At 47.1% G+C, this 21,515-nt stretch carries 17 protein-coding genes; 12 read left to right on the top strand and 5 right to left on the bottom strand.

What is annotated here, in order from left to right:
- Window positions 1-129: 129 nt before the first annotated feature.
- Entirely contained in the window at window positions 130-282 is a 153-nt protein-coding gene (locus AC3WTJ_RS15595; protein ID WP_492522544.1) for a hypothetical protein, read from the bottom strand.
- 195 nt (window positions 283-477) lie between these two features.
- On the opposite strand from AC3WTJ_RS15595, the gene AC3WTJ_RS15600 reads away from it, so the two are divergent.
- Window positions 478-1,014 (top strand): YceI family protein, encoded by a 537-nt coding sequence (locus AC3WTJ_RS15600; RefSeq protein ID WP_492522545.1) that lies wholly within the window; start codon window positions 478-480, stop codon window positions 1,012-1,014.
- A 62-nt stretch (window positions 1,015-1,076) separates the two neighbouring features.
- Here the strand turns inward: AC3WTJ_RS15600 and AC3WTJ_RS15605 are convergent, their stop codons facing one another.
- The 3 genes from AC3WTJ_RS15605 to AC3WTJ_RS15615 form a co-directional block, all read right to left on the bottom strand.
- Window positions 1,077-2,597 (bottom strand): sensor histidine kinase, encoded by a 1,521-nt coding sequence (locus AC3WTJ_RS15605; protein ID WP_492522546.1) that lies wholly within the window; start codon window positions 2,595-2,597, stop codon window positions 1,077-1,079.
- A 228-nt stretch (window positions 2,598-2,825) separates the two neighbouring features.
- Window positions 2,826-4,379, bottom strand: coding sequence for a response regulator transcription factor (locus AC3WTJ_RS15610; protein WP_492522547.1), 1,554 nt, complete (start codon window positions 4,377-4,379; stop codon window positions 2,826-2,828).
- On the bottom strand, window positions 4,366-6,174 hold the full coding sequence (locus AC3WTJ_RS15615; protein ID WP_492522548.1) for a cache domain-containing sensor histidine kinase: 1,809 nt from the start codon (window positions 6,172-6,174) through the stop codon (window positions 4,366-4,368). Before AC3WTJ_RS15615 ends, AC3WTJ_RS15610 begins: the two co-directional genes overlap by 14 nt.
- 307 nt (window positions 6,175-6,481) lie before the next feature.
- Here AC3WTJ_RS15615 and AC3WTJ_RS15620 point away from each other — a divergent pair, with 307 nt between their 5' ends.
- The 9 genes from AC3WTJ_RS15620 (at window position 6,482) to AC3WTJ_RS15660 (ending at window position 19,200) form a co-directional block, all read left to right on the top strand.
- Window positions 6,482-7,336 (top strand): ABC transporter permease, encoded by an 855-nt coding sequence (locus AC3WTJ_RS15620; RefSeq protein ID WP_492522710.1) that lies wholly within the window; start codon window positions 6,482-6,484, stop codon window positions 7,334-7,336.
- A gap of 15 nt (window positions 7,337-7,351) precedes the next feature.
- Window positions 7,352-8,224 carry a carbohydrate ABC transporter permease gene (locus AC3WTJ_RS15625; protein ID WP_492522549.1) on the top strand — a complete coding sequence of 291 codons (873 nt, stop codon included), beginning with the start codon at window positions 7,352-7,354 and terminating at the stop codon, window positions 8,222-8,224.
- Between the two features lie 62 nt (window positions 8,225-8,286).
- Window positions 8,287-9,963, top strand: a complete 1,677-nt coding sequence (locus tag AC3WTJ_RS15630; protein ID WP_492522550.1) for a type 2 periplasmic-binding domain-containing protein — start codon at window positions 8,287-8,289, stop codon at window positions 9,961-9,963.
- A 95-nt stretch (window positions 9,964-10,058) separates the two neighbouring features.
- On the top strand, window positions 10,059-11,138 hold the full coding sequence (locus AC3WTJ_RS15635; protein WP_492522551.1) for a Gfo/Idh/MocA family protein: 1,080 nt from the start codon (window positions 10,059-10,061) through the stop codon (window positions 11,136-11,138).
- A 36-nt stretch (window positions 11,139-11,174) separates the two neighbouring features.
- Window positions 11,175-12,197 (top strand): Gfo/Idh/MocA family protein, encoded by a 1,023-nt coding sequence (locus AC3WTJ_RS15640; protein ID WP_492522552.1) that lies wholly within the window; start codon window positions 11,175-11,177, stop codon window positions 12,195-12,197.
- Between the two features lie 89 nt (window positions 12,198-12,286).
- Window positions 12,287-13,237: a sugar phosphate isomerase/epimerase family protein gene (locus AC3WTJ_RS15645; RefSeq protein ID WP_492522553.1), complete on the top strand. Its 951-nt coding sequence runs from the start codon at window positions 12,287-12,289 to the stop codon at window positions 13,235-13,237.
- Window positions 13,238-13,246: 9 nt separating this feature from the next.
- On the top strand, window positions 13,247-14,986 hold the full coding sequence (locus AC3WTJ_RS15650; protein WP_492522554.1) for a hypothetical protein: 1,740 nt from the start codon (window positions 13,247-13,249) through the stop codon (window positions 14,984-14,986).
- A 16-nt stretch (window positions 14,987-15,002) separates the two neighbouring features.
- On the top strand, window positions 15,003-17,225 hold the full coding sequence (locus AC3WTJ_RS15655; RefSeq protein ID WP_492522555.1) for a glycoside hydrolase family 88/105 protein: 2,223 nt from the start codon (window positions 15,003-15,005) through the stop codon (window positions 17,223-17,225).
- Window positions 17,226-17,490: 265 nt separating this feature from the next.
- Window positions 17,491-19,200 carry a glycosyl hydrolase gene (locus tag AC3WTJ_RS15660; RefSeq protein WP_492522556.1) on the top strand — a complete coding sequence of 570 codons (1,710 nt, stop codon included), beginning with the start codon at window positions 17,491-17,493 and terminating at the stop codon, window positions 19,198-19,200.
- Between the two features lie 57 nt (window positions 19,201-19,257).
- Here the strand turns inward: AC3WTJ_RS15660 and AC3WTJ_RS15665 are convergent, their stop codons facing one another.
- Window positions 19,258-19,737 (bottom strand): collagen-like triple helix repeat-containing protein, encoded by a 480-nt coding sequence (locus AC3WTJ_RS15665; protein ID WP_492522711.1) that lies wholly within the window; start codon window positions 19,735-19,737, stop codon window positions 19,258-19,260.
- A gap of 440 nt (window positions 19,738-20,177) precedes the next feature.
- Here AC3WTJ_RS15665 and AC3WTJ_RS15670 point away from each other — a divergent pair, with 440 nt between their 5' ends.
- Window positions 20,178-21,212 carry an HD-GYP domain-containing protein gene (locus AC3WTJ_RS15670; RefSeq protein WP_492522557.1) on the top strand — a complete coding sequence of 345 codons (1,035 nt, stop codon included), beginning with the start codon at window positions 20,178-20,180 and terminating at the stop codon, window positions 21,210-21,212.
- Window positions 21,209-21,508, top strand: coding sequence for a response regulator transcription factor (locus AC3WTJ_RS15675; protein WP_157317915.1), 300 nt, complete (start codon window positions 21,209-21,211; stop codon window positions 21,506-21,508). The genes AC3WTJ_RS15670 and AC3WTJ_RS15675 overlap by 4 nt, the downstream gene beginning before the upstream one ends.
- Window positions 21,509-21,515: the final 7 nt, after the last annotated feature.

Below are 21,515 nucleotides of genomic sequence, written 5' to 3' on the forward strand. Positions count from 1 at the left end.
GGTTATTTGTTTGCAGCTCCTTTAAAGGCAGAGGAGTATGAGGCGCGTTATGCGCAAGCTGTCTTGAACCATATGGCATAGGAAAGAAGACCGTCAGGGCTCGGGGCCTTGGCGGTCTTCCTGTGTTTTTTAGCGTAAATAAGGAAAATACGGAATTGGGATGGGCGCACTGTTCACATTGGCAGGTTTAATCGTGATGTCCGTGGGAGCGGTTTTCCCGGGTGGCAATTGAATGATACCGCTTCCATCATAATACACAGGTTTATTCGATTCTGCCGCCATTCCTGTTTCCTCCTACAAAAGGGATTTTTTTGGGCTACTGCCGATACATTAATGTATGACGGTAAAAGGAATTAAACAACGTGTTCCTTCCAGAAATTGTTTGACAAAAGATAGGCGCCGAGTTACGATAAAATGGAATGAGTAATAGTTAGTAAATTATTTTTAATAAGTTATTACTTAGGAGGCGTAACTTTTATGGCCAAGTCAAAATGGGCAGTAGATGCAAGTCACAGCAGTATTGACTTCTCCGTTAGGCACATGATGATTGCTAAGGTTAAAGGCACATTCCACTCGTTCGAAGCTCAGATTGAAGCGGATGCGACGGATCTCTCGTCGGCCGATATTCACTTTCAGGTGGATATAAGCAGTATTGATACTCGGAATACGGATCGAGACGCACATCTGCGTTCAGCCGATTTTTTTGATAGCGAGAAACACCCTACAATGACATTCCAGTCCACTCAAGTGACAAAAACCGGAGATGGGGAATACGCGTTAACCGGCGATTTGACGATACGCGGCGTTACGAGGCCCGAGACGTTCGAAGTAACATTTGAAGGTACGGGCAAAGATCCTTGGGGGAATGAGAAAGCGGGTTTCAGTGCGGTGGGAAGCATCAAACGTGCTGATTTCGGCCTAACCTATAATGCCGCATTGGAAACTGGTGGAGTCTTGATTGGCGACGAGGTCAAAATTTCAATTGAAATTGAGGCTGTCGGTCAGCCTTCATAAAATAAAAAGCAGGTCGGGGAACTCCCCGATCTGCTTTTTTATGTGGAAGAATGGAGCCGCGGCTAAACTTCAACGGTCGGCAGCTTAAAGCTGAAGATGGACCCGAGGCCAATGGCGCTTTTCACTTCCAGCGAGCCGCCGTGATCAACGGCGATCTTTTGGCAAATGGAGAGGCCCAGACCTGTCCCGTTTTCTTTTGTAGTATAAAAAGGATTGAAGATTTGCTCCATTTCGCTTTCGGACATGCCCTCGCCGGAGTCTTCAATTTCAATGATCGCGAGTTCATTTTCCTTTTTTATGCGCACGTGAACATCGCCGGGATGCTTCATCGCTTCGAATGCATTTTGGATCAGATTCAGCAGGACTTGTACAATTTTATCCCGATCGATGAAGATATAAAGAGCCTCTTTCGTATCCTCGAAAATGATGGTGTGTCCGCGATAAAGCGCATCCGATTCCGCTAACGATAGAACCCGATCCAGGCACTCCGTGATGGACTCCGGCTTCATGTTGCTGATATGCGGTTTGGAGAATTGCAGGAATTCCGCGGTCAGCTCATTCATTCTACGGATTTCACTCATTATTAATTCATGCCATGGCTGGATATTGTATTGGCTTTTGGTCGCGATTTGCATGAAGCCTTTGATCGTTGTTAGCGGGTTTCGAATTTCATGCGCCATCCCAGCCGCTAATTCACCGATCATCTTCATTTTCTCGGAGCGGAATAAATGCTCCTCTCGTTTGAGCCATATTTCCCGTTTACTCTTGAACAAACGCTCCTCGGCCAAAGAGATGAGTTCTTCCTTCGTTGCAGCCTCAAGAGGGTGCTCGGCAAAGCTATAAGTCACTTGGAAACCTAATATATTGGAATTCAAGGATTCGCTAATATTAGAAATAAGGTTCTCTTTTGCAGGTAAAATAATGGCAAACCGGTCTCCCGCGTAACGGGATATCGCATAGGAATCATAGAAAATGCTGCCCAGCAACAGCGCAATCTGATTCAAGGTTTCATTTCCGTTGTGGATATTCTCGTAATTGACCGACTTGAAATCCTGAAAGTCCAATAGCACCAAAACAAAACTGAAGCGCTTAACCATTAAGTTTTCGACGGTGGTTACGTAGCCTTCATAATTCAATAGCCCTGTCAGCGGGTCATGCGTCGTGAGATAGTCCTTTTCTTCGCGTAAACGTTTTTTTTCTAACTCTGATCTGATCACATATTGGACAAGCAGCACGAACATAATGGCGCTTGCAATATCGTAGATCGAAACTAAGAGATTGTAAGTGGTAAAAGGCACATAGGATAAACGTATGCATGTATATAAACCGATGTACATGAGTGCTTTCTGCACGGTGTAGGCATACTTTTGCCCATTTTGTATCGAAAAGCCGATCAACATATAATACAGCAGCAAACACCAATTCAGATGACTGGACCAATGAAACAGCGCGAGGAAGATAAACTGGATGTTGGGTAAAAAAGGGAGCTTTCGCTCGAGGGCGATGCTGAGGTAAAAAGCGCAGCCTAATAGGATGACTGCTGCGGTATTTGGTGCATTCCCCATTGCTATGGATGATACCATGGTCAAGCAACAAATAAAGGGGATACCTATATGTTTGATTATCTGGATGACCAACGGATAACACTCCCGACTCTTGTATAGAATTGGCAATCTTCATATTTTTAGATTATAAACGAAGTTGGATTCAATATATGTCGGTTTATGTCACGGATTTCGTTAATTTTTGATGATTTTTTTTAGCATTTTTTAAGTGTTGGAGAGAAGGATGTCGATTTAACGACACCCCTGTTACCGATGATTCCGATACTCCTTGGGAGACATTTGAAATTGCTGTTTAAATACGTTGGTAAAATAGTTTGGCTCGTCGAAGCCAATGGCACATGCGATTTCGAATATTTTCATATCCGTGTTTCGCAGCAGCAGGGCTGCTTTATCCATGCGCAGACGGGTCACGAAGCGAGTGAAGCTTTCCCCGGTTGCTTTCTTAAACAGCACGCTAAAATAGCTGGAGTTGAGGTGAAGATGAGCGGCTACATCCGTTAGGCGGCACTCCTCGTTGTAGTGCTCCTCGATGTACTTTGTAGCTTTCTCAATGACATTGTCGCTCTTGGACGCTTGCCAGTTATTGAACAGAAGCAGGAAGTTGTTCACTTGTGCGTCTGCCCAGCGAAGGACTTCATCCACCGCCCAATGGGCCTGCGGCATATCGGCCGGTATTCTTGCTGTCGCTTCACGACCGTCGGGATCAAACTGTTTCTGAATGGTTCCCAGCAAAGCAATCGAGAGCGTGAGCGCCTGAATTTTCATATCTTCAGGCGGCTGATGGGATAAATCGGCAAGCAGCTGATTGAGAAGCTGCTGCAGTGCGTTTTCCTGTGCGATCAGAATAGCGGACATTAGCTTCATTTCCAACTCATTGACTTTCGCCTGATTTAAGGAAAGCGTCATGCCTGAGCCTGTACCCGCTTCTTTATCCATTCGTTCGCCGTCAGAATCCGAAGGGGCCTCACTGCTCTTGAACTGGTCATAGAATTCAGCCAGCTGCTTATAAGGGGGAGCCGCACCCATAGCTTGAACGTTCACACGAATGTTCAAGTACTCAAGGGAAGCATCCTGCACAGCTTGGATGAAGCTTTCGTCAGGCCCAGGCTGGTCGGCAACCACGACGAAACGATCATGTTCGACCAAAAGGAGCCTGACAGGAATGCCGGCGCCTTTCAATAGCTCCTCGGCGATATTGGAGAAGGCGAATTGGATGAGGCTGAGGTCGGCTTTGCCATAGTTTTTGAGGGCCAAGTCTTCGCTGTTCAGTTGAAGCAGCCACAGCTCCTTCGTCAGAAGAACCTCATCCATGTTTTTCATGGCTTCGTAAGACGAAGGGAGATCTAATAAAGCTGCACGCAGCTCTTGATCCTGCTGCAATTTGCGCTGAGCTAGAAGATGCTGCTGCTGCGCGTATTTCTCATAGTACCGCTCGGAAGCCTTATTCATGACCTGCATGACATCTTGTTCCGTGCAAGGCTTGATAAGCAGATCGAGGGCTCCGAGCCTGACGGCTGCCTGGGCGTACTCAAAATTTTTATAGCCTGTAAGGATGATAACCAGCAGGTCCGGGTAATGCTTCCTTAGGTGCCCTACAAATTCAATCCCATCCATGACAGGCATGCGAATGTCCGTAAGCACGAGATCAGGCTTGACCCGATCTACCAAGGCCAGCGCGTCTTGCCCATTGCTGGCCTCGCCGACAACATTCCAGCCAACTTGCCCTTCTTCGAACATTTTGATCAAGCCCTTACGGAAGTTGGGCTGATCTTCCACGATGACCACGTTACCCTTCAGCATGTTGGCTCAGCTCCTTTTTAGTTGGGTGATTAGGCAGGATGAGGCGCATCGTCGTTCCGCTATTCACAACGCTCTCAACTTCGAGCCGGTAAGGCTGCCCGTGAACGAGCTCCAGCCGTCTAACGACACTGCGAACGCCAAGGTGTTCCCGTCCATCCGGGCGTTGAGGCAGAGAAGTCCCCTTCGGCCCGAGCAGAATAGCGATCGCGGATTCATCCATGCCGCAGCCGTTATCGGTCACTTCTACTTCCAAATGCTCCAGATGCTGACGAGCTCGAATAACCAAGATTTTATGTGACACCTTATTCCGAAAGGCATGTACGAATACATTTTCTACGAGAGGCTGGAGAAGGAAACGCATCATCTCGTTGTCCAGCACCTGCTCATCCGCTTGGATAATCGTTTCCAAATCAGGTTCGAACAATTCGGTTTGCAGCTTCACATAATTGCGAATTTGCTGAAATTCTTCCTGCACGGTTGTCAGTGTCCGGACGGGCATCAGGGAGTACTTGAGCATTTCCGAAATGGTGGCGATTAAGGCGGCGGTGTCCTTTTCATTTTGCAAATAAAGCTTCCAATAAATTTCGTTGAACATATTGTGCAGAAAATGAGGGTTAAGCTGAACCTGCAGCGCTTTGAGCTCAGCTTCCCTTTCGCTTAGCTGTGTGAGATAGACTTCCGTAATCAACCTGCCGACCTGCTCAGCCATGGCATTGAAGCTCTCGCCCATATAAGCGAGTTCATCTTTGGTACGGATTTCAATACGGGCGCTGAAGTCACCGGAACGTACTTTGCGAAGCCCAAGCAGCAGATCCTTGATCGGTCTCAAGAGTTTGCCTGTCGAGATGGCGATGAGAATGCTCGTTAACAAAATACTGATGAAGCCGGTATACGCAATACGTTTGGATAAAATTTTATTTTTAACTTGAATGTCGGAAAGGGATGTTGAGCTGACAAGCTTGAAGGATGTTGCTTTGGATATCCCCTGTACATAGAGATGATTGTTCATCACCCGGGTTTCGCTCATATCCTGCAGCATCTGGGCTTTCTCCGCTGTTTCAAGCGTGGAATTGCTATAGAGCAATTCCTTGTTTTCGTTGTACAAATAGACTTCGCCTGTACCGTCCTTGATTAACTCCTTCAATATCCCGGCAAAAAAGGATTCATCCACAGCCATGACGAGAACACCATAGGTTTGCAGTGCGCTATTTTTCATCAGCCTGGCGATAATAATGGTTTGCCTGAAGCCACTCGGTTCAATGGAGCTGGGCAGAGGCATGCTCATCCAGGCGAGATTCCCATAGGTATCGTTTAGTTTGGATTGGATCATTTGAAAGGTTGGTTCATCCAAGTTTTTGATCGCAGAAGTCGTATAGCTGAAATAAGAGGGATTGCCGTTTAAGTCATACAGATACATCCCTGTAATATAAGGCGCGTCTGATTTGATTTGGAAAATCTGCTCTTCGATTTGCTTTTTATCATAATACAGATTAAAGGCATCGGCATCCTCTTGGGAATTGATACGTTTGATGAGCATTTCAATTTGCGGATTGAATACTACGGTCTGGGATACGCGCACAATTTCCTGAACCTTCATCTCAATCTTGGCCAAAGCCTCTTCATTTGTACGGGAAAACTGCTTGCTGATCTCCTCTTCGAATAATTTCAGATTATACTGATAAGTCAAATAACCGGTAATCCCGAAGGCAAGTAAAATGATGGCGGACAGGCTAATAATGAGTCTGATTCGAAAGCTGCGGTTGATGCCTATGAGTAGTTGTCGCCAGATTTGCATCTCAGATTCCCCAATTTGCTTATAGTTTGCAAGCTATAACGTTGCTGAGGTCATTATACAATATTTCTTTCATATAAAAATCGCTTTCAAACATGACCAAATGAATTTATAGAATCTTCTATAATTTTTTAAGGGTTTTGATACACGAACCCGGGTATGATAGGATGCATACCAACGAATTAGGGAGTGAGCAAGCATGAGCAGTCGAATCGGAGAATCCCCTGTCACTTCATCATCTGTGAACCTGCACAAGACAGCTTCTTTAAAGCGGAGCAGGCGATTGAAACAAAATATTCCTTTGTTCATTATGTTGATTCCAGTTATCGCTTATTATGTGATATTTAAATATTGGCCTATGGGCGGACTTGTTATCGCTTTCAAAACCTATAATTTTGCAGATGGCATCTGGAATAGCCCTTGGGTGGGACTAAAGAATTTTAAACTGTTGTTTTCCAGTTCCAACACGCTCCAAATCATTTGGAACACATTTTGGCTGAGCTTTCTAAGCTTGGTCCTCGGATTCCCGGTTCCCATTTTCCTTGCTGTTTTGCTCAATGAGGTCAGGAAGTCGTGGTTCAAAAAATGGGTGCAAACGATCATTTATTTACCGCACTTCTTCTCTTGGGTCATCGTATCAGGTATCGTATTATCGTTATTTGCCACCGATTATGGTTCCATCAATAAGGTGCTTAAGCTGTTCAATCTGGAGCCCATTACTTTTTTATATGAGTCGCATTCATGGATAAGCATTTTTATCGGATCTGGCATTTGGAAGGAAATGGGCTTCAGTACGATCATCTACCTGGCTGCTCTAACGACCATTGATCCGTCGCTTTATGAATCGGCCTGTATGGATGGAGCTACCAAGTGGCGTCAGATGTGGCATGTAACGCTTCCCGGCATTCGGCACACCATTATTTTATTGCTGATATTAGCGATGGGTAAAATTATGGAAGTTGGATTTGATCAAGTCTATAACTTACAGAACGCTGCCGTTGCGGACGTGTCGGAGGTTATCAGTACTTACATTTATAAAATAGGACTAGGTAGCTCGCAATTCAGCTTAACGACGGCCATGGGACTATTCGAATCGGTCATTAGCTGCAGTCTCGTGCTGATCGCTAACCGGATTGCCAAAAAATTTGATCAAGCCCTGTTCTAGAGAGGAGGACATGTAGTGAAAGCGACAAGAGGAGAAAAGCTTTTCTATACAGTTAATTACGTGCTGCTTGCACTCATTGCCTTAACTTGCATCCTGCCGTTTATTCATATCATAGCGTTATCGCTTAGCGATCGGTCATCTGTAGATTCAGGCCATGTCTTCTTTTGGCCGGTAGGTCTGCAGTTCACGGCCTATAAAATTTTCTTCATCGCAAGCCCGGCTTTCAACGCCTTCAAAAATAGCATCTTCATCACCGTGGTTGGCGTGGTATTAAGTTTATTGGGCACCATTTTAGCTGCTTATCCGTTGTCCAGATCCTATTTGTTCGCCCGTCGCTATCTGGTTCTCGGCATGGTATTTACGATGTTATTCGCCGGTGGTTTAATTCCAACTTATCTCGTTGTTAAAAACATGCATCTCATCGATTCCTATTGGTCCTTATGGCTGACAGGATTCATTAGTACATACAATATGCTGCTGATGAAAAGCTATTTTGAGAATATTCCTTATGAAGTACAGGAAGCTGCGCGCATTGACGGATGCAGTGACACCGCACTGCTCATTCGCGTCATTCTACCCTTATCCTTGCCGATGTTGGCGACTCTGGCGTTATTTTATGGCATCAACTATTGGAACGCGTTCATGAGTGTTCTAATGTATATCAATAAAAGCGATATGATGAATTTAACGGTCGTTGTGCAAGCCATGCTGCAAAAAAACGATCTGCTGAACTCTCCTTCCCTGAATACAGAGGAGCAAGCAGCGGTTGCTACAGAGATGGTGAAAGCTGTGGGCGTTGTTGTGATGGTTGTGCCTATGCTGGTGATTTATCCTTTCTTGCAGAAGTATTTTGTCAAAGGCGTCATGCTTGGATCCGTAAAGGGGTAAAAATCGTTGGTGTTCCCGTTTAACAAAACTTCACTATAAAATTTTGCAGGGGGAAAATGCACATGAAAAACATGAAACTCTGGCTTGGAATCACCGTAGGGGTTGTCGCGCTTGGTGCAACGTTGGTTGGCTGCAGCAGTGACAAAAAAGAAGGGGCAGCAGCGACGACAAGCAGCAAACCGGGTGAAGAGAAAACGGCTAAGCGTGGTGATGTGACGGTATCCATGTACGATCGGGGTGCGGTACCTGCATCCGAAGGATCGTATGAAGAGAATCGCTGGAGCAAATGGATCAATCAAAACGGACCTGTCAACGTGAAGTATGTTCCTATCCTCCGCAGTGATTCAACCAAGAAATTGAACGTTCTGTTTGCTTCTGGTTCCGCTCCGGATATCGTCAACGAGTACAACACACCGTTTCGAGGAAGTTTGTACGATCAGAAACAACTGCTTCCTATTGATAACATTTTGCAATATATGCCTGAATACAAGAAACTGCTGGATCAATATCCTCAATTGAAAAAAGCGGGGACGAAACCCGACGGGAAGCTGTACGAGATCGGTAAGGTGAAAGAGGCGGTTCCGGCCCATATTTTGCTCATTCGGACCGATTGGTTGAAGAAATTGAATCTGGCGATGCCGACGACAACGGATGAGTTATTGAAAGTAGCTAAGGCATTCGCTGATCAAGACCCTGATGGGAATGGTAAAAAAGATACGTACGGCCTGAATATGAGCACTTATTCCGAGCAAGCCATCAATGAGATGTTCGGCGAGAGCTCTTCAAGTTCGCTGCTGGCTTGGGATCTTAAGGATGGCAAAGTTGTCCGTGCGTGGGACAAAGAGCTCGCTTCCCTCACCTTCAAGAAGCAGCTCTACGATGAAGGCCTGATCGACAAAGACTATATTAACGATAAAGACGGCGCCAAGGCGAAACAGGACTTTTTGAATGGGAAGATCGGCATATATGTGAAGTTCACCGGAGGCTGGTATGACTTTATCATGAACGACCTTACGACACTGCAGAAGAACGCGCCTGGGGCGGAAGTAGCTCCATTAGGTTACCCAAAATCACCGCTGGGGACATTTACTGGCGCCATTGATAACCCTGTTCAAATGACAACCGTTGTGAACGCTAAAGCGAAAGATCCGGAAGCCGTTGGCCGCTATCTTGATTTTATTATGAAGCCGGAGACCGCTAATAAAATTGTCAATGGAGACGAAGGCACACACTGGAAGAAAGCTCCCAATGGTTGTCCGCAAGCGATAGATCCCGCTAAGTCCAAAAATGAAGTCAGCTACGCGTACGACTACACCATGTTCTTCTCATCGGGCGTAGATAAATGTACGTATGTACTGAATGGTTTTAATGCAGAAGTACCAGCGCAAAAAGCAGGAATGGATATGTATAAAGAGGTGCAGAAGCTCTATTTTGATCCGCAAAGAGAATATCCGGGAATTGCATTAGGTGACCATATGCCGGTGTACAGTGCAGATTTGCAAGTCATTAACACCACGATTTTGAAAGAAAAAGGCGACTTATTCGTGAAAGCCATTCTTAGCGGCGCTAAATACACGCCGGAGCAAGCGATCAAAGACTCGCAAGCGGCTTGGGCGAAAGCAGGCGGTCAACAGCTCGAGGATTTTATGAACAAATGGTACCAAGAGAATAAAGATACAGCATTCCTGGCTAAGGATGCGATGATTATCGCGAAACAACAGATGGAAACAGTCAAGTAAATCATTTTTGAAGAAGGGCTGGATATCGATTAGGCTGCCTGTGCATTCAAGCCTCTCATCGGTGTCCAGCATCTTGCATCATGGGGGAAATTATAATGAACAAAGTTAAAGTAGCTATCATCGGTTGTGGCGGTATCGCAACGGGGAAACATTTGCCTAGCTTGAGCAAGGTTGCGGAAGCGGAAATCATCGGTTTTTTCGACATCTTTCCTGCAAGCGCACACCAAGTAGCAGCGAAATTTGGCGCTCCCGGTGCTAAAGTATACGACGATTACCGCGAATTATTGGCAGATCCTGCGATTGATGTTGTACATATTTGTACGCCGAATGATACGCATGCGGAAATCTCGATTGCTGCTTTGGAAGCAGGCAAGCATGTCATGTGCGAAAAGCCGATGGCGAAAACAGCTGCGGATGCCCGCCGTATGGTGGAAGCTGCCAAGAGGACAGGCAAAAAATTAACGATTGGCTACAACAATCGTTTCCGCGCAGACAGTCAGTATTTGAAACGGGTCGTTGAAAACGGAGATTTGGGCGAGATTTATTTCGCGAAAGCTCATGCCGTTCGCAGACGCGGCGTCCCTACTTGGGGTGTTTTCCTGGATGAAGATAAACAAGGTGGAGGGCCGCTGATCGATATCGGTACGCATGCTCTTGATTTAACCCTTTGGTTGATGAATAACTACGAACCTAAAGTGGTGCTGGGCACTGCTTATCATAAATTGTCACGCAAAGAGAACGCTGCTAATGCATGGGGACCGTGGGACCCGAATAAATTCAAGGTTGAGGATTCGGCATTCGCTATGATTGTCATGAAAAATGGGGCGACCATTATGGTGGAGGCCAGTTGGGCGCTCAATACGCTCGATACCAAGGAAGCGAAGTGTACGCTTTGCGGTACCGAAGGGGGAGCGGATATGCAAGACGGGTTGCGCATTAATGGCGAGAACCATAGCCGTCTATATGTGAACCAATTGCAGTTTGAAGCCAAGGGTGCAGACTTCTACGAAGGCAAGAAAGAAAGCATGCAGGATAAGGAAATTCGTCTATGGATTGATGCCATTATGCATGATAAAGAGCCGATCGTAACGCCAGAGCAGTCCTGCATCGTATCGGAAATCCTTGAAGCGATTTATGAATCGAATCGAACTGGAAAAGCCGTATATTTTGACTAAATGATCGAAAAAAGATAGGAAAAGGAGTCTCAAACGATGATTAGAGTTGCGATGTTGAGCTTTTGGCATGTTCATGCCAAAGATTACGCACGTATGGCAAGTCAGCATCCCGACACCGAAATCGTGGCTGTTTGGGATGAAAATGCGCAGCGTGGCAGAGAGAAAGCTGGTGAGTTCAGCGTCAGGTTTTATGAGAAACTGGAGGAGCTCTTGGAAAATCCTGAGATCGATGCGGTTATTGTGGATACACCCACAACGGCGCACCGCGATGTAATTATCGCCGCGGCTCGTGCGGGTAAGCATGTTTTTACAGAAAAGGTTGTTGCCACTACAACAAAGGAAAGCAAAGAAATACTAGCGGCGGTTGAAGCAGCTGGGGTGAAGCTCACCGTCTCTTTGCCGCGGTTATACACCGGGTTCACGCAAAGCATCATGAAGGCTATTCATGAAAGCTATCTTGGCACGATATCGACGGTGCGTATCCGGCTTGCTCATAACGGCGCGCTCCCGACAGAGAAAAATCCGGACGGCTCGCTGCCTTCGTATTTCTTCGATTTGAAGTCATGCGGGGGAGGAGCCTTGATGGACCTTGGCTGCCATCCAATGTACTTAACCCGCTTATTTCTGGGTTTGCCGGAAAGCGTCAGCGCCAGCTTCGGCTACATCACGGGGCGTGAGGTAGAGGATAGTGCTGTAGCTACGTTGCGTTATCCAAGCGGAGCACTAGGGATTGTTGAAGCGGGATTTGTAAATAGCTACTCGCAATTCGACATTGAGGTGCAGGGGACCGAGGGAAGCATGAAGTATTCTCGCACTGATGATCGGGTCTATATCCGCAGCTCCAAGTTATCAGGTGAGGCAGCAGCAGAATGGCAAGTGGTGCAGGAACTTCCGGCGAGTCTGCCGACTCCGTTCGAACAGTGGGTGTCACATATGCAGAACCAAACAACAGCTTCAGAGAACATTCAATTAGCGCTTGATTTAACACGTTTAATGGAAGCATCAACGCAATCGGCACAGACGGGCACAGTTATTTATTTGCGAGATCTTACCGAATAAGGCGGCATTTCCGCAGAAAGGCCAGTTCATCCCCTGCATATGGAAGCAGGGTGATCTGGTCTTTGTCATAATATTAAGGAGGCACACAGATGATCGACAAAGGGGAATACTCATTTTCAACATGCTGGAATATTAAGAAACATACCGTTGGCCGGGAGATGGTGGAGGAAATTAAGAGGCTTGGCTTTCGATATGTAGAACTGAATTACAATGTAACTGAAGAGATGATGAAAACCATTGAACCAATGATTGAAAAAGGGGAAATAGGCGTTTCGAGTGTGCATAATGTATTTCCGTTCATCGACGATAAGGATTATGATACCGATTCCGTGATGCTGGGCTTTGATGACGAAGAGAAGCGTAAACGCTCTGTTGAGCTGCTCATTCGATCCATGGAATATGCTAACCGCTATGGAGCGAAAGCCGTAGTCGTACATCCTGGCGAAGTCCCTTTTGAGTATAATATTGATCTGGATTTGAAGAAGCTTTATCAGGAGCATGGAAGGGCTTCGGCGGAGTATCAAGGGCTGTGGCAGAATATGCTGGAAAGGCGCGAGAGGCTCAGTCCTCGGTATACGAAACGGATTCAGGACAGCTTGGACGAAGTGAGTGATTATGCAGCGAAAAAAGGATGGGATATCGCAATTGGCATCGAAACGCGTTCAAGATCGTATCAGATGCCGACGCTGATGGAAGCCAAGACGATTTGTGACAATTTGGGGGGAAGTCCCGTTCGCCTTTGGTACGATATCGGTCACGCCATGATGATGGATCGAATGGGTTTGTACGACAATTTGAAGGAGCTGGAGGAAGTTAAGCCGTATATTTACGGTGTTCATATTCATGAGACACTCGGGCTTTCCGACCATTGGTGCCCTTATGTACATAGTAAGGATCTGCATTTCTTTGACCATTTCCTTGAGGCTATCGACATTGCCAAGGTTAAAGTGTACGAGTTGAAGGCTGTATGTCAACCAGATGAGATCGAGGAGAGCCACAGACTTATTACAAGTAAAATAGCGGCCGGGAAAGGGCAATAGGTGATACACATGGACTTCATATATAAACGGTTGGTGGAAAATAACGACGAACTGGCAGCATCTGCACTTAAAAGCCAAGTGCTTGATCCAGCATCCAAGTATTACGGCGGAATTATTGATGAGACGGGTATTGCACGTGCCAGTCATCACAGTACGCCTGTTTATATAGCTGCCTGGGCAGCGGCCTTGGTGAATCCAGACTCCCGATTCTACCATAGCGAGACACTAGCAGCTTCCTTGGAACTAGCAGCAGCGTTCATGCTGAACAGGCAGCATCCGGACGGGACGATTTCGCTGGGATCAACCAATTACAACTCCCCGCCTGACACCGGCTTCGTGATTGGCGGCGTAGCGCAGATTTATCAACTGCTCGACGCTCATGATTGGTCGGTCTTACAGCCAATAGCGGGCCAATTAAAGCTGTTTCTTGAACGGACGATACCGGCCATGCTGACGGGCGGCTGCCATACGCCGAATCATCGATGGGTGCTTACGGCTGCCTTAGCCCAGTTGTATGATATTTTCAAAAAGCCTGAGCTCCTCGCGCGAGCGGATGAATGGCTCGCAGAAGGCCTGGACATTACGGCAGATGGCGAATGGACGGAGCGGAGCAACGGCATTTACAATGCCGTCAGCAATGTTGCGATGTATCATACGGCTCGCATCTTGCATCGTCCCGATTTATTGGACAGCGTGCGCCGGAATCTGCGTATGATGGTCTACCTCATCCATCCGTCAGGTGAAGTGGTAACCGACTATTCGGGCCGGCAGGATTTTGGCCAAACCTATGATATGGCTACCTATTATACAATTTACCGCTTGATGGCTGCACATGACAAGGACCCGCTCTTCGCCGCTATGTGCGATTATGCCGCTGGTTTCGTCAAGCGTCCTGACGGCGTAAACAATAATGCTCTGCTGCACGTGCTGCTTTATCCGGAAGTAGAAGAAACCATCCGTGATTTGGAACGCGCCGACCTTCCCAATCAATATGCTTGTATGCTGAATCAGCATCATCCTATGAATGAGCACCTGGGGTTAATCGATGCTGTCGGCCATCATCTGAAAATTCAGCACAGTTCCATGCATCTGGCATTCGGAGCGCCGGTGGTGCGCATTCGCGAGAAGGAGAAGAGCATAACGATTATGCCGCAAACGCCGTCCTTTTTCTCGCTTCGCCATGGGAAAGTCAGGCTGCTGGGCATTAAGCTTTCCACGTCCTTTTCTCCGGGTATCGTTAAATTTGATCAGCTAACCGCCCAAGACGGCGTCTATCGGCTAGGTGTCGTTATGGAAAAAGGCTACAATGGACCTATTCCAGAGCAGCATCTTCCCCTTTCGGCGAAAGGGTCGGTAAGTCCGTGGTATTTGCTGCCGCATCAACACCGGCCGATGACGCATTTGCAAACTCATGAGCTGCAGGTGGAGATTAACCAAAATTCGTCCGAATGGACAGTGCGCATACATTCCGATGAGCGTGAAGACGTCTTTACGCAGCTAACCTTTATTCTGGGCAATGAAGGAGCCGTAGAGGGAGAAGATCTGCAGGATGCAGGCGACGGGAAATATTTCCTCAAAAGCGGGTCTATGACCTATCGGGTGGAGGAAGACAGCATTGAAATATCTTCAGGAGCTTTCGAACACTTATTGCCTATCCTTCGTGAAGACCAGCACCCGGCAGGCTGCCAATATGTCCATGTGAACTTGGTAACGCCGTTTGACCGAACCTTCACGGTACGACTGCTGTAGAAAGGATTGTGGAGAGATGACCACCTATTTCAATGAACAAGAGAGCATCCAGTCCCGCTTAGGTAAGGACGAAAAACGCACGCTGAAAGTGCTTGCTGATCGCTATATCGGGGCCAATCCGCCTGTACCGTTTGCTTTTCGGGCGTTCAATCGAGCAGGTATTCTGCAAAATGACGAGGGCTTATTTGATCTCAATCTTCGTCACAGATTCCCAGAGGCAAAGCAGGGGCAAATTTCTTATGCTTACTCGCTAGTATGGAGTGATAGTGACCGGAATCTAGACGTGTTGATACGTTGTTTGGGCCCGATTCAGTTTTACTTTAATGATGAGCTATTCTACCGTTCCAACGTTATGGATGAGCTGAAACCGGATGCGACCGTCAGGTTGAATCTCAATTTCGTCAAAGGCTGGAATCGTCTTTTTATAAAAGCGAGGGTAACGGCGGCGGGATTTGGCTGTTTATTCGGCTCGGATGAAGCCAAAGTAAGAATTTTGAATGTGCGTTCTCCTTTTGCTGAAAGAATGGGGCAAGCGGGATGGGTATATTCCGCTCCAATCGACGCTGACCTGTTCGAGGAGAGCCCGCTGCCGGCAGCGTTCTCTTCCGAGAAAGAGCACGGCGTCAATTGGCTCCCGGAGTCCGACTGGCGTGAAAAGGAGCTGGCTCTACAGGTTTGCGAGCGCTTATTTGGCCTTCAGCCAGGCAAGCGGGCATACGCATGGACCCAGCTGAATGCTACCGGCATGGGTAAGGCTCCTTATGTGTTAAAGGGGAGCACAACCGGGCCGCTGACGGTTTGGGTGAACGGTCATCCAGTCGCTGCGGTTCAGACGGCGGGCAGCTTCGAAGTGGAAGTACCGCTGGCCTTCGGCAAACACGATATGGTGATCCGCAGCGAGTGCGAACCGACTTCGCGTGCGTGGGGCTTCACCGTGCAGGCTTATTCAGGCGGAGAGCAGGTACCGTTCCATTCGCCTGTGGACGTGCATGGCTCGGATGAGGTTTGGCTCTATTTGGGTCCTTTTGATGCCAATGTGGAACTGAATGAGGATGAAATCGCTACGACGAAGCGCGTTTTTGCAGGCAATTATTGGCGCTTGGACCGCCCGGAGACGTGGATTCGTCCCTATTATGAGAACGCCATGCTGAGCAATAAATGGACCGTTGGCCATGTGACCAACTTTGCCCGCTGGGACTATCCGCTAGGAGTGACCATCTACGGGCTGCTGCAAACCGGCCGATTGCTGGAACGGCCGGATATTCTCTCGTATGCGCTGCAGCATGTCCAGAGTTGTACGGATATGTTCGAGTACTCGCTATGGGACCGCGAGCAGTACGGGTTCCCGGCCATCAATCAGCAGCTGGTCATGATGAAAATGCTCGACAACTGCGGATCATTCGGATCGGCCATGTTGGAATCGTATAAAGAAGATCAGCATATAGGTTATCTGCCGATTGCCCAAAGGATTGCCGACTTCATGCTTCTGCAGTTGGAGAGAAAAGAAGACGGAGCCTTTTATCGGGTGTGCCAGGATGAGTATTCGGAGAATACCATGTGGGCGGACGACCTCTATATGAGCACGCCGTTCCTGTGCCGCTATGCGGCGGTAACGGGGAATCGCGAAGCGCTGGATGAGGCGGCGAAGCAGTTCCTGTTATTCCGGAACTACTTGTTTATGCCGGAGCAGCGCATCATGTCCCACGTATTTGATTTCAAATACGGGATGCCAACAAGGATTCCGTGGGGGCGCGGCAACGGATGGACCTTATTCTCCCTGACCGAGGTGCTGGAGGCTTTGCCGGCAGATCATTCGCTTCGCGCTGAGCTTGTCCGCTTCTTTAACGAGCTGTGCGCAGGCTATGCCGAGCTTCAGGCAGCAAGCGGACTATGGCATCAGGTGTTGAATGATCCTGATGCGTATCAAGAGGCTTCTTGTACGGCGATGTTTGCGTATTCGTTTGCCAGAGGCGTCCGCTTTGGCTGGCTCGCGGAGCCGCAGCGCTTCATCCAGGCTGCGCTCCAAGCATGGGATGGCTTAACGCGGTATGCCATTGACGCGCAGGGTAACGTGCACGGTGTTTGCAGCGGCTCGCGGTACGCTTTTACAGCGGATTATTACAAAAAGGATCTGCTTACCGTTACGAACGATAACCACGGGGTAGGCATTATGATGCTGGCGGGTACGGAAATCGTTAAGCTGAAGGGCTGGTTGAGGGAAACGGCAAGCAGGGATTGAAGACATTCTGTCACGGCGGATTTTATATTCAAAAAGTTCTATTTTCTTTGTCGATTTCTGGCAGGAAATAGCTCTTTCCTCTAGTATGCGAGAGAGATTCTCTCGATATATTAGAGGTTTTTTTGTATTTTCTACAATTTACTACAGGTAACCTAAGCAAATAGTGCTAAAGATACATAGTATAGGATTATGGCAGTCATAAAACATGCTAGATTCATATAACATGTACGCCATTATACCAATACATTGCGAGGTGAGTAGGAGGATGCTTCCGATTAATGCAAAGGCTAGCCAGAGAGCCATTGATGTTTTGAATTATTTGTATGCGATATCAGGTTCCAAAACATTAACAGGTATTCATAACTGGCTGGAGGACCCGAGCGGTTATGTCAATGAGATTAACAAGCTGTACGGTGATTACCCTGGTGTTGCCGGGTACGAGATGGGGCCCATTTCAGGCCAGACAGCAGCGCAGGTCACAGCTCAAAGGCAAAATGTAACGAATGCAGCAAAGAAATATGTTCAAAGCGGCGGTCTCGTGACCATGATGTGGCATCAGAACTATCCGCTGACAACCTACACCTGGTCCAATGTTCAAAGGAATACGACGGATGCGGAATTCAACCGTGTGTGCACGCCAGGAACAGCAGAGTACAATTGGCTGATTTCGGAGTATGACAAGGTTGCGGTTTTTTTGAAACAGCTCAGAGATGCCGATGTTCCCGTTCTATGGCGCCCGTACCATGAGATGAACGGGAACTGGTTCTGGTGGGGGAAGAAGCAAAATTTTAAACTCCTTTGGGACATTATGTATGATCGGTTTACAAACTTTCACGGCTTAAATAACTTGCTATGGGTTTGGAATGCGAATGCGCCTAAGAGCTCAGACATTAACCCTTACTTGACACATTTCGTAGGGACAAGCAAATGCGATATTTTAGGAACAGATTTATATATGTATGGCAGTGAACCCTTTAAGCAGGAATATTATGATGGTCTCGTCGCTATTTCAGGTGGAAAACCGGTTGCTATTGCAGAAATCGGCCAATTATTTCCGAGCTCAACCTTTGCGAAGCAACCCAAATGGGTATGGTTTATGGAGTGGGCAAATTATTTATATGACTATAATACCTCATCTCAGCGAAATGCCTTATACTCGACTTCCGTAGAAAGAATGTTGAATCGAAGTAAGGTCAATATCCCCACGACACCAACTCCGGATACGCAAGCACCGACAATGCCGTTGAATTTGGCGGCGTCTTCCAAGACAATGACTTCAGTTACACTGACATGGACGGCATCCACAGATAATATTGGCGTTACGGGGTATGAAATATATGTGAATAACACAATCTTAGCGGGAGCTACGACCACGACCAGCTTTACGGTCACGGGTTTAACGGCGAATACGGCGTACCGTTTTCTAGTAAAAGCAAAAGATGCTGCGGGGAATAATTCTGCTTTTACGCCACCGCTCACGGTGACAACGGATGCCATTTATACGAGTTTTGTTCGTGGGATTAATTTCGGAGGAGCATCTGTCACGATGGATGAGCAAACATGGTTAGCAGGAGATCATGTACTATTCACGTATTCCTCCAATGTCAAAACTTACGTCAATTCGCCGGCAATTACACCGGTTCCAGCTGTTGACAGCGTTTCAAGCGTAATGCTTAATTCTAAAATTTATGCTTCAGAATCCAGTGTTACGGTTGCTCAAGCGCTCTCCAATGGCAATTATCAAGTGTATGTTTGGTCTCTTGAAAGTTCTCAAGCAAATCCTTGCTCATTTGATGTGGTTCTTGAAGGTGTGCAGGTAACACCGGCTCCAATCGGTTTATTAGCTCTAAACAGCTGGGCCAAATATGGTCCTTACAGTGTCATCGTGAAGGCAGGCGTACTGAATATGGAGGTACGACGGGTAACTGGCGATCCGGGCCTGGCAGGGATGGCCGTCTATACAGCCGCCGTGTAAAGCAGAAAGTCCGACACCCACTTAACGTGTGTCGGACTTTGTGCTTTCATTGCTCTGTTAGCAGGTGAAGGAATCGATAAAACGTAAATCGATACCGAAGAACATCCAGGAGAAACCATTCCAACGGAAGCCGGCAATGGAATTACGACCGACGAACGTCGGATAATACCAGAACTGCTGGCCATTGCTTAGCCATACATAGGTAAAGCGGAACATGCAGCGTCTAATGCCACCCGGATCTACTGCGAATGTAGAACCAGCCAAAGATTGCGGCTTTTGCGGGGTATACGCAGGCGGAGCCGAAGTTGGCGCTTGCTCATTGCCGCCAGGCACGCCAGGCTGCCCTGGGAATCCAGGTTGCCCCGGGAATCCAGGTTGCCCCGGGAATCCAGGTTGCCCTGGGAATCCAGGCTGCCCTGGGAATCCAGGCTGCCCCGGGAATCCAGGCTGCCCCGGGAATCCAGGCTGCCCCGGGAATCCAGATTGCCCTGGGAATCCAGGCAAGCCCATGCCAGGCAAGCCGGGAAGCCCAAACATGCGTGTGTCATATACAGGTACCCAAGCGTAGGCTTGCGGTACAGGATAGCCGTATGCATAAGGCGCGGTTTGAGGATAGGCTTCCGCATACGCAGGGTTAATTTCGGGCTGCTGCAATACGTCAGTTTCCCGTTCCAACTGCCGAGTCTCTTGTTTTTTGTTTGAAGTCATGGATGTAAGTTCCTCCTTAGGTTAAAGCGGATTATTCGATACTTACTATATGCAGGAGGCTAGACGAATGTCACGGTTAGAACTGGTCAATGGGAGTGATTTTGCCAAACTATACCATTAGTCCTAATTATATTTTGATTTATGAAGGCTCTAGGCTTTTTATCCTAGTAATTCAGGAAAAATACGGGATTTACCTCCCATGGCTGGAACCTAATTTGTCGTATATAATAGAAATTGGTTATATTTTGAAATAATTGGGGCGGGGTTAATTGAAAGAACTTACGGGGAAAATGTTGAAATACGATGTAACAACGAGCTATGGGCTTGTATTGGCACCAAGCTTAACCGTTCTTACGGCAGAGCATTTAGATTTATTTAGACAGCATCGTATTGACTTCATGGACATTATTACGACAAATCCCCAAGAGCAACTGGAACAAGAACTAGTCGTCGCCGACACCCAAGATTCTTCAGAAATTCTAGTACAGCAAGCTTCTCAGCTCGCCAAGAAAATATTTGAGCAAATAGAGTCGGAGAATAAAATCCCATTGCTTGAAATTAAGAGTCAACTCATTCCTATTGTTCTGCAAGCTGCCGAACATCCTGATTTATTCGAATTACTTGAAGCTGTCAAAGCCAAAGATGAGTACACGCATCAGCACAATGTCGGAGTAGGCGTACTTTCGACACTAATCGGTAAGTGGCTTAAGATGGATGATAAAGAGATAGCCTTATTGACGCTAGCTGCTACTTTGCATGATGTTGGTAAAATTAAAATATCGCAAGACATTCTCCAAAAGCCGGGGAAATTAACAAAAGATGAATTTAACACCATGAAACAGCATACCATTCGGGGCTATAACATGCTGAGGGAGACTGTTGGAGTCAACTACCGAGTCTCACTTGTTGCCTTGCAGCACCATGAGCGAGCAGACGGAAGTGGATATCCTATGGGTTTAAAAGATAGCCAAATCGATCGCTTGAGCCGGATTGTTGCCGTTGCCGATGTCTTCCATGCCATGTCCTCGAATAGGCCTTATCATGAAATGATGCCGTTCTACGAAGTTGTGCGACAGATGCGCGCAGGTCTTTTTGGAGAGTTGGATCCACATATCGTATCCGTGTTTCTAAAGAATATCATTCGAAGTTTAGTTGGCAGGAAAGTGAAATTGACGGATGGTCGATGGGCGGAAGTCGTCTATATTAATCCTACAGATGATACAAATCCACTTGTAAGAGTCGATGAAGCATTTGTAGACCTTAGCCGAGAACGCCACATTCATATAAAGGAAGTTGTTGTATGATGCATAATTCAAACGCAGAGAATACAGTTTTGCAACAATTTTTCACGAATTATGGGCTGACGCAGCGAGAATCGGAAATTCTTTCCCTGATCGCAACTCACGGGTACACAAACAAGGAAATTGCTGAAAGCTGTTGCATCAGCGAGAAAACAGTCAAGATTCACCTAGCGAATATTATGAGCAAAATTGGCATAGGCTCGATGCGCCGGCTGCTGGCACTACTTTTGCAGCAAGCATTGATGGTTTCAGGGCTTACAAGTGAGAAGAATTTAGTGAAATCCGTGGGGATGAATTAAGAAAAAG

The organism is Paenibacillus sp. FW101-FHT12H11 (assembly GCF_058790355.1).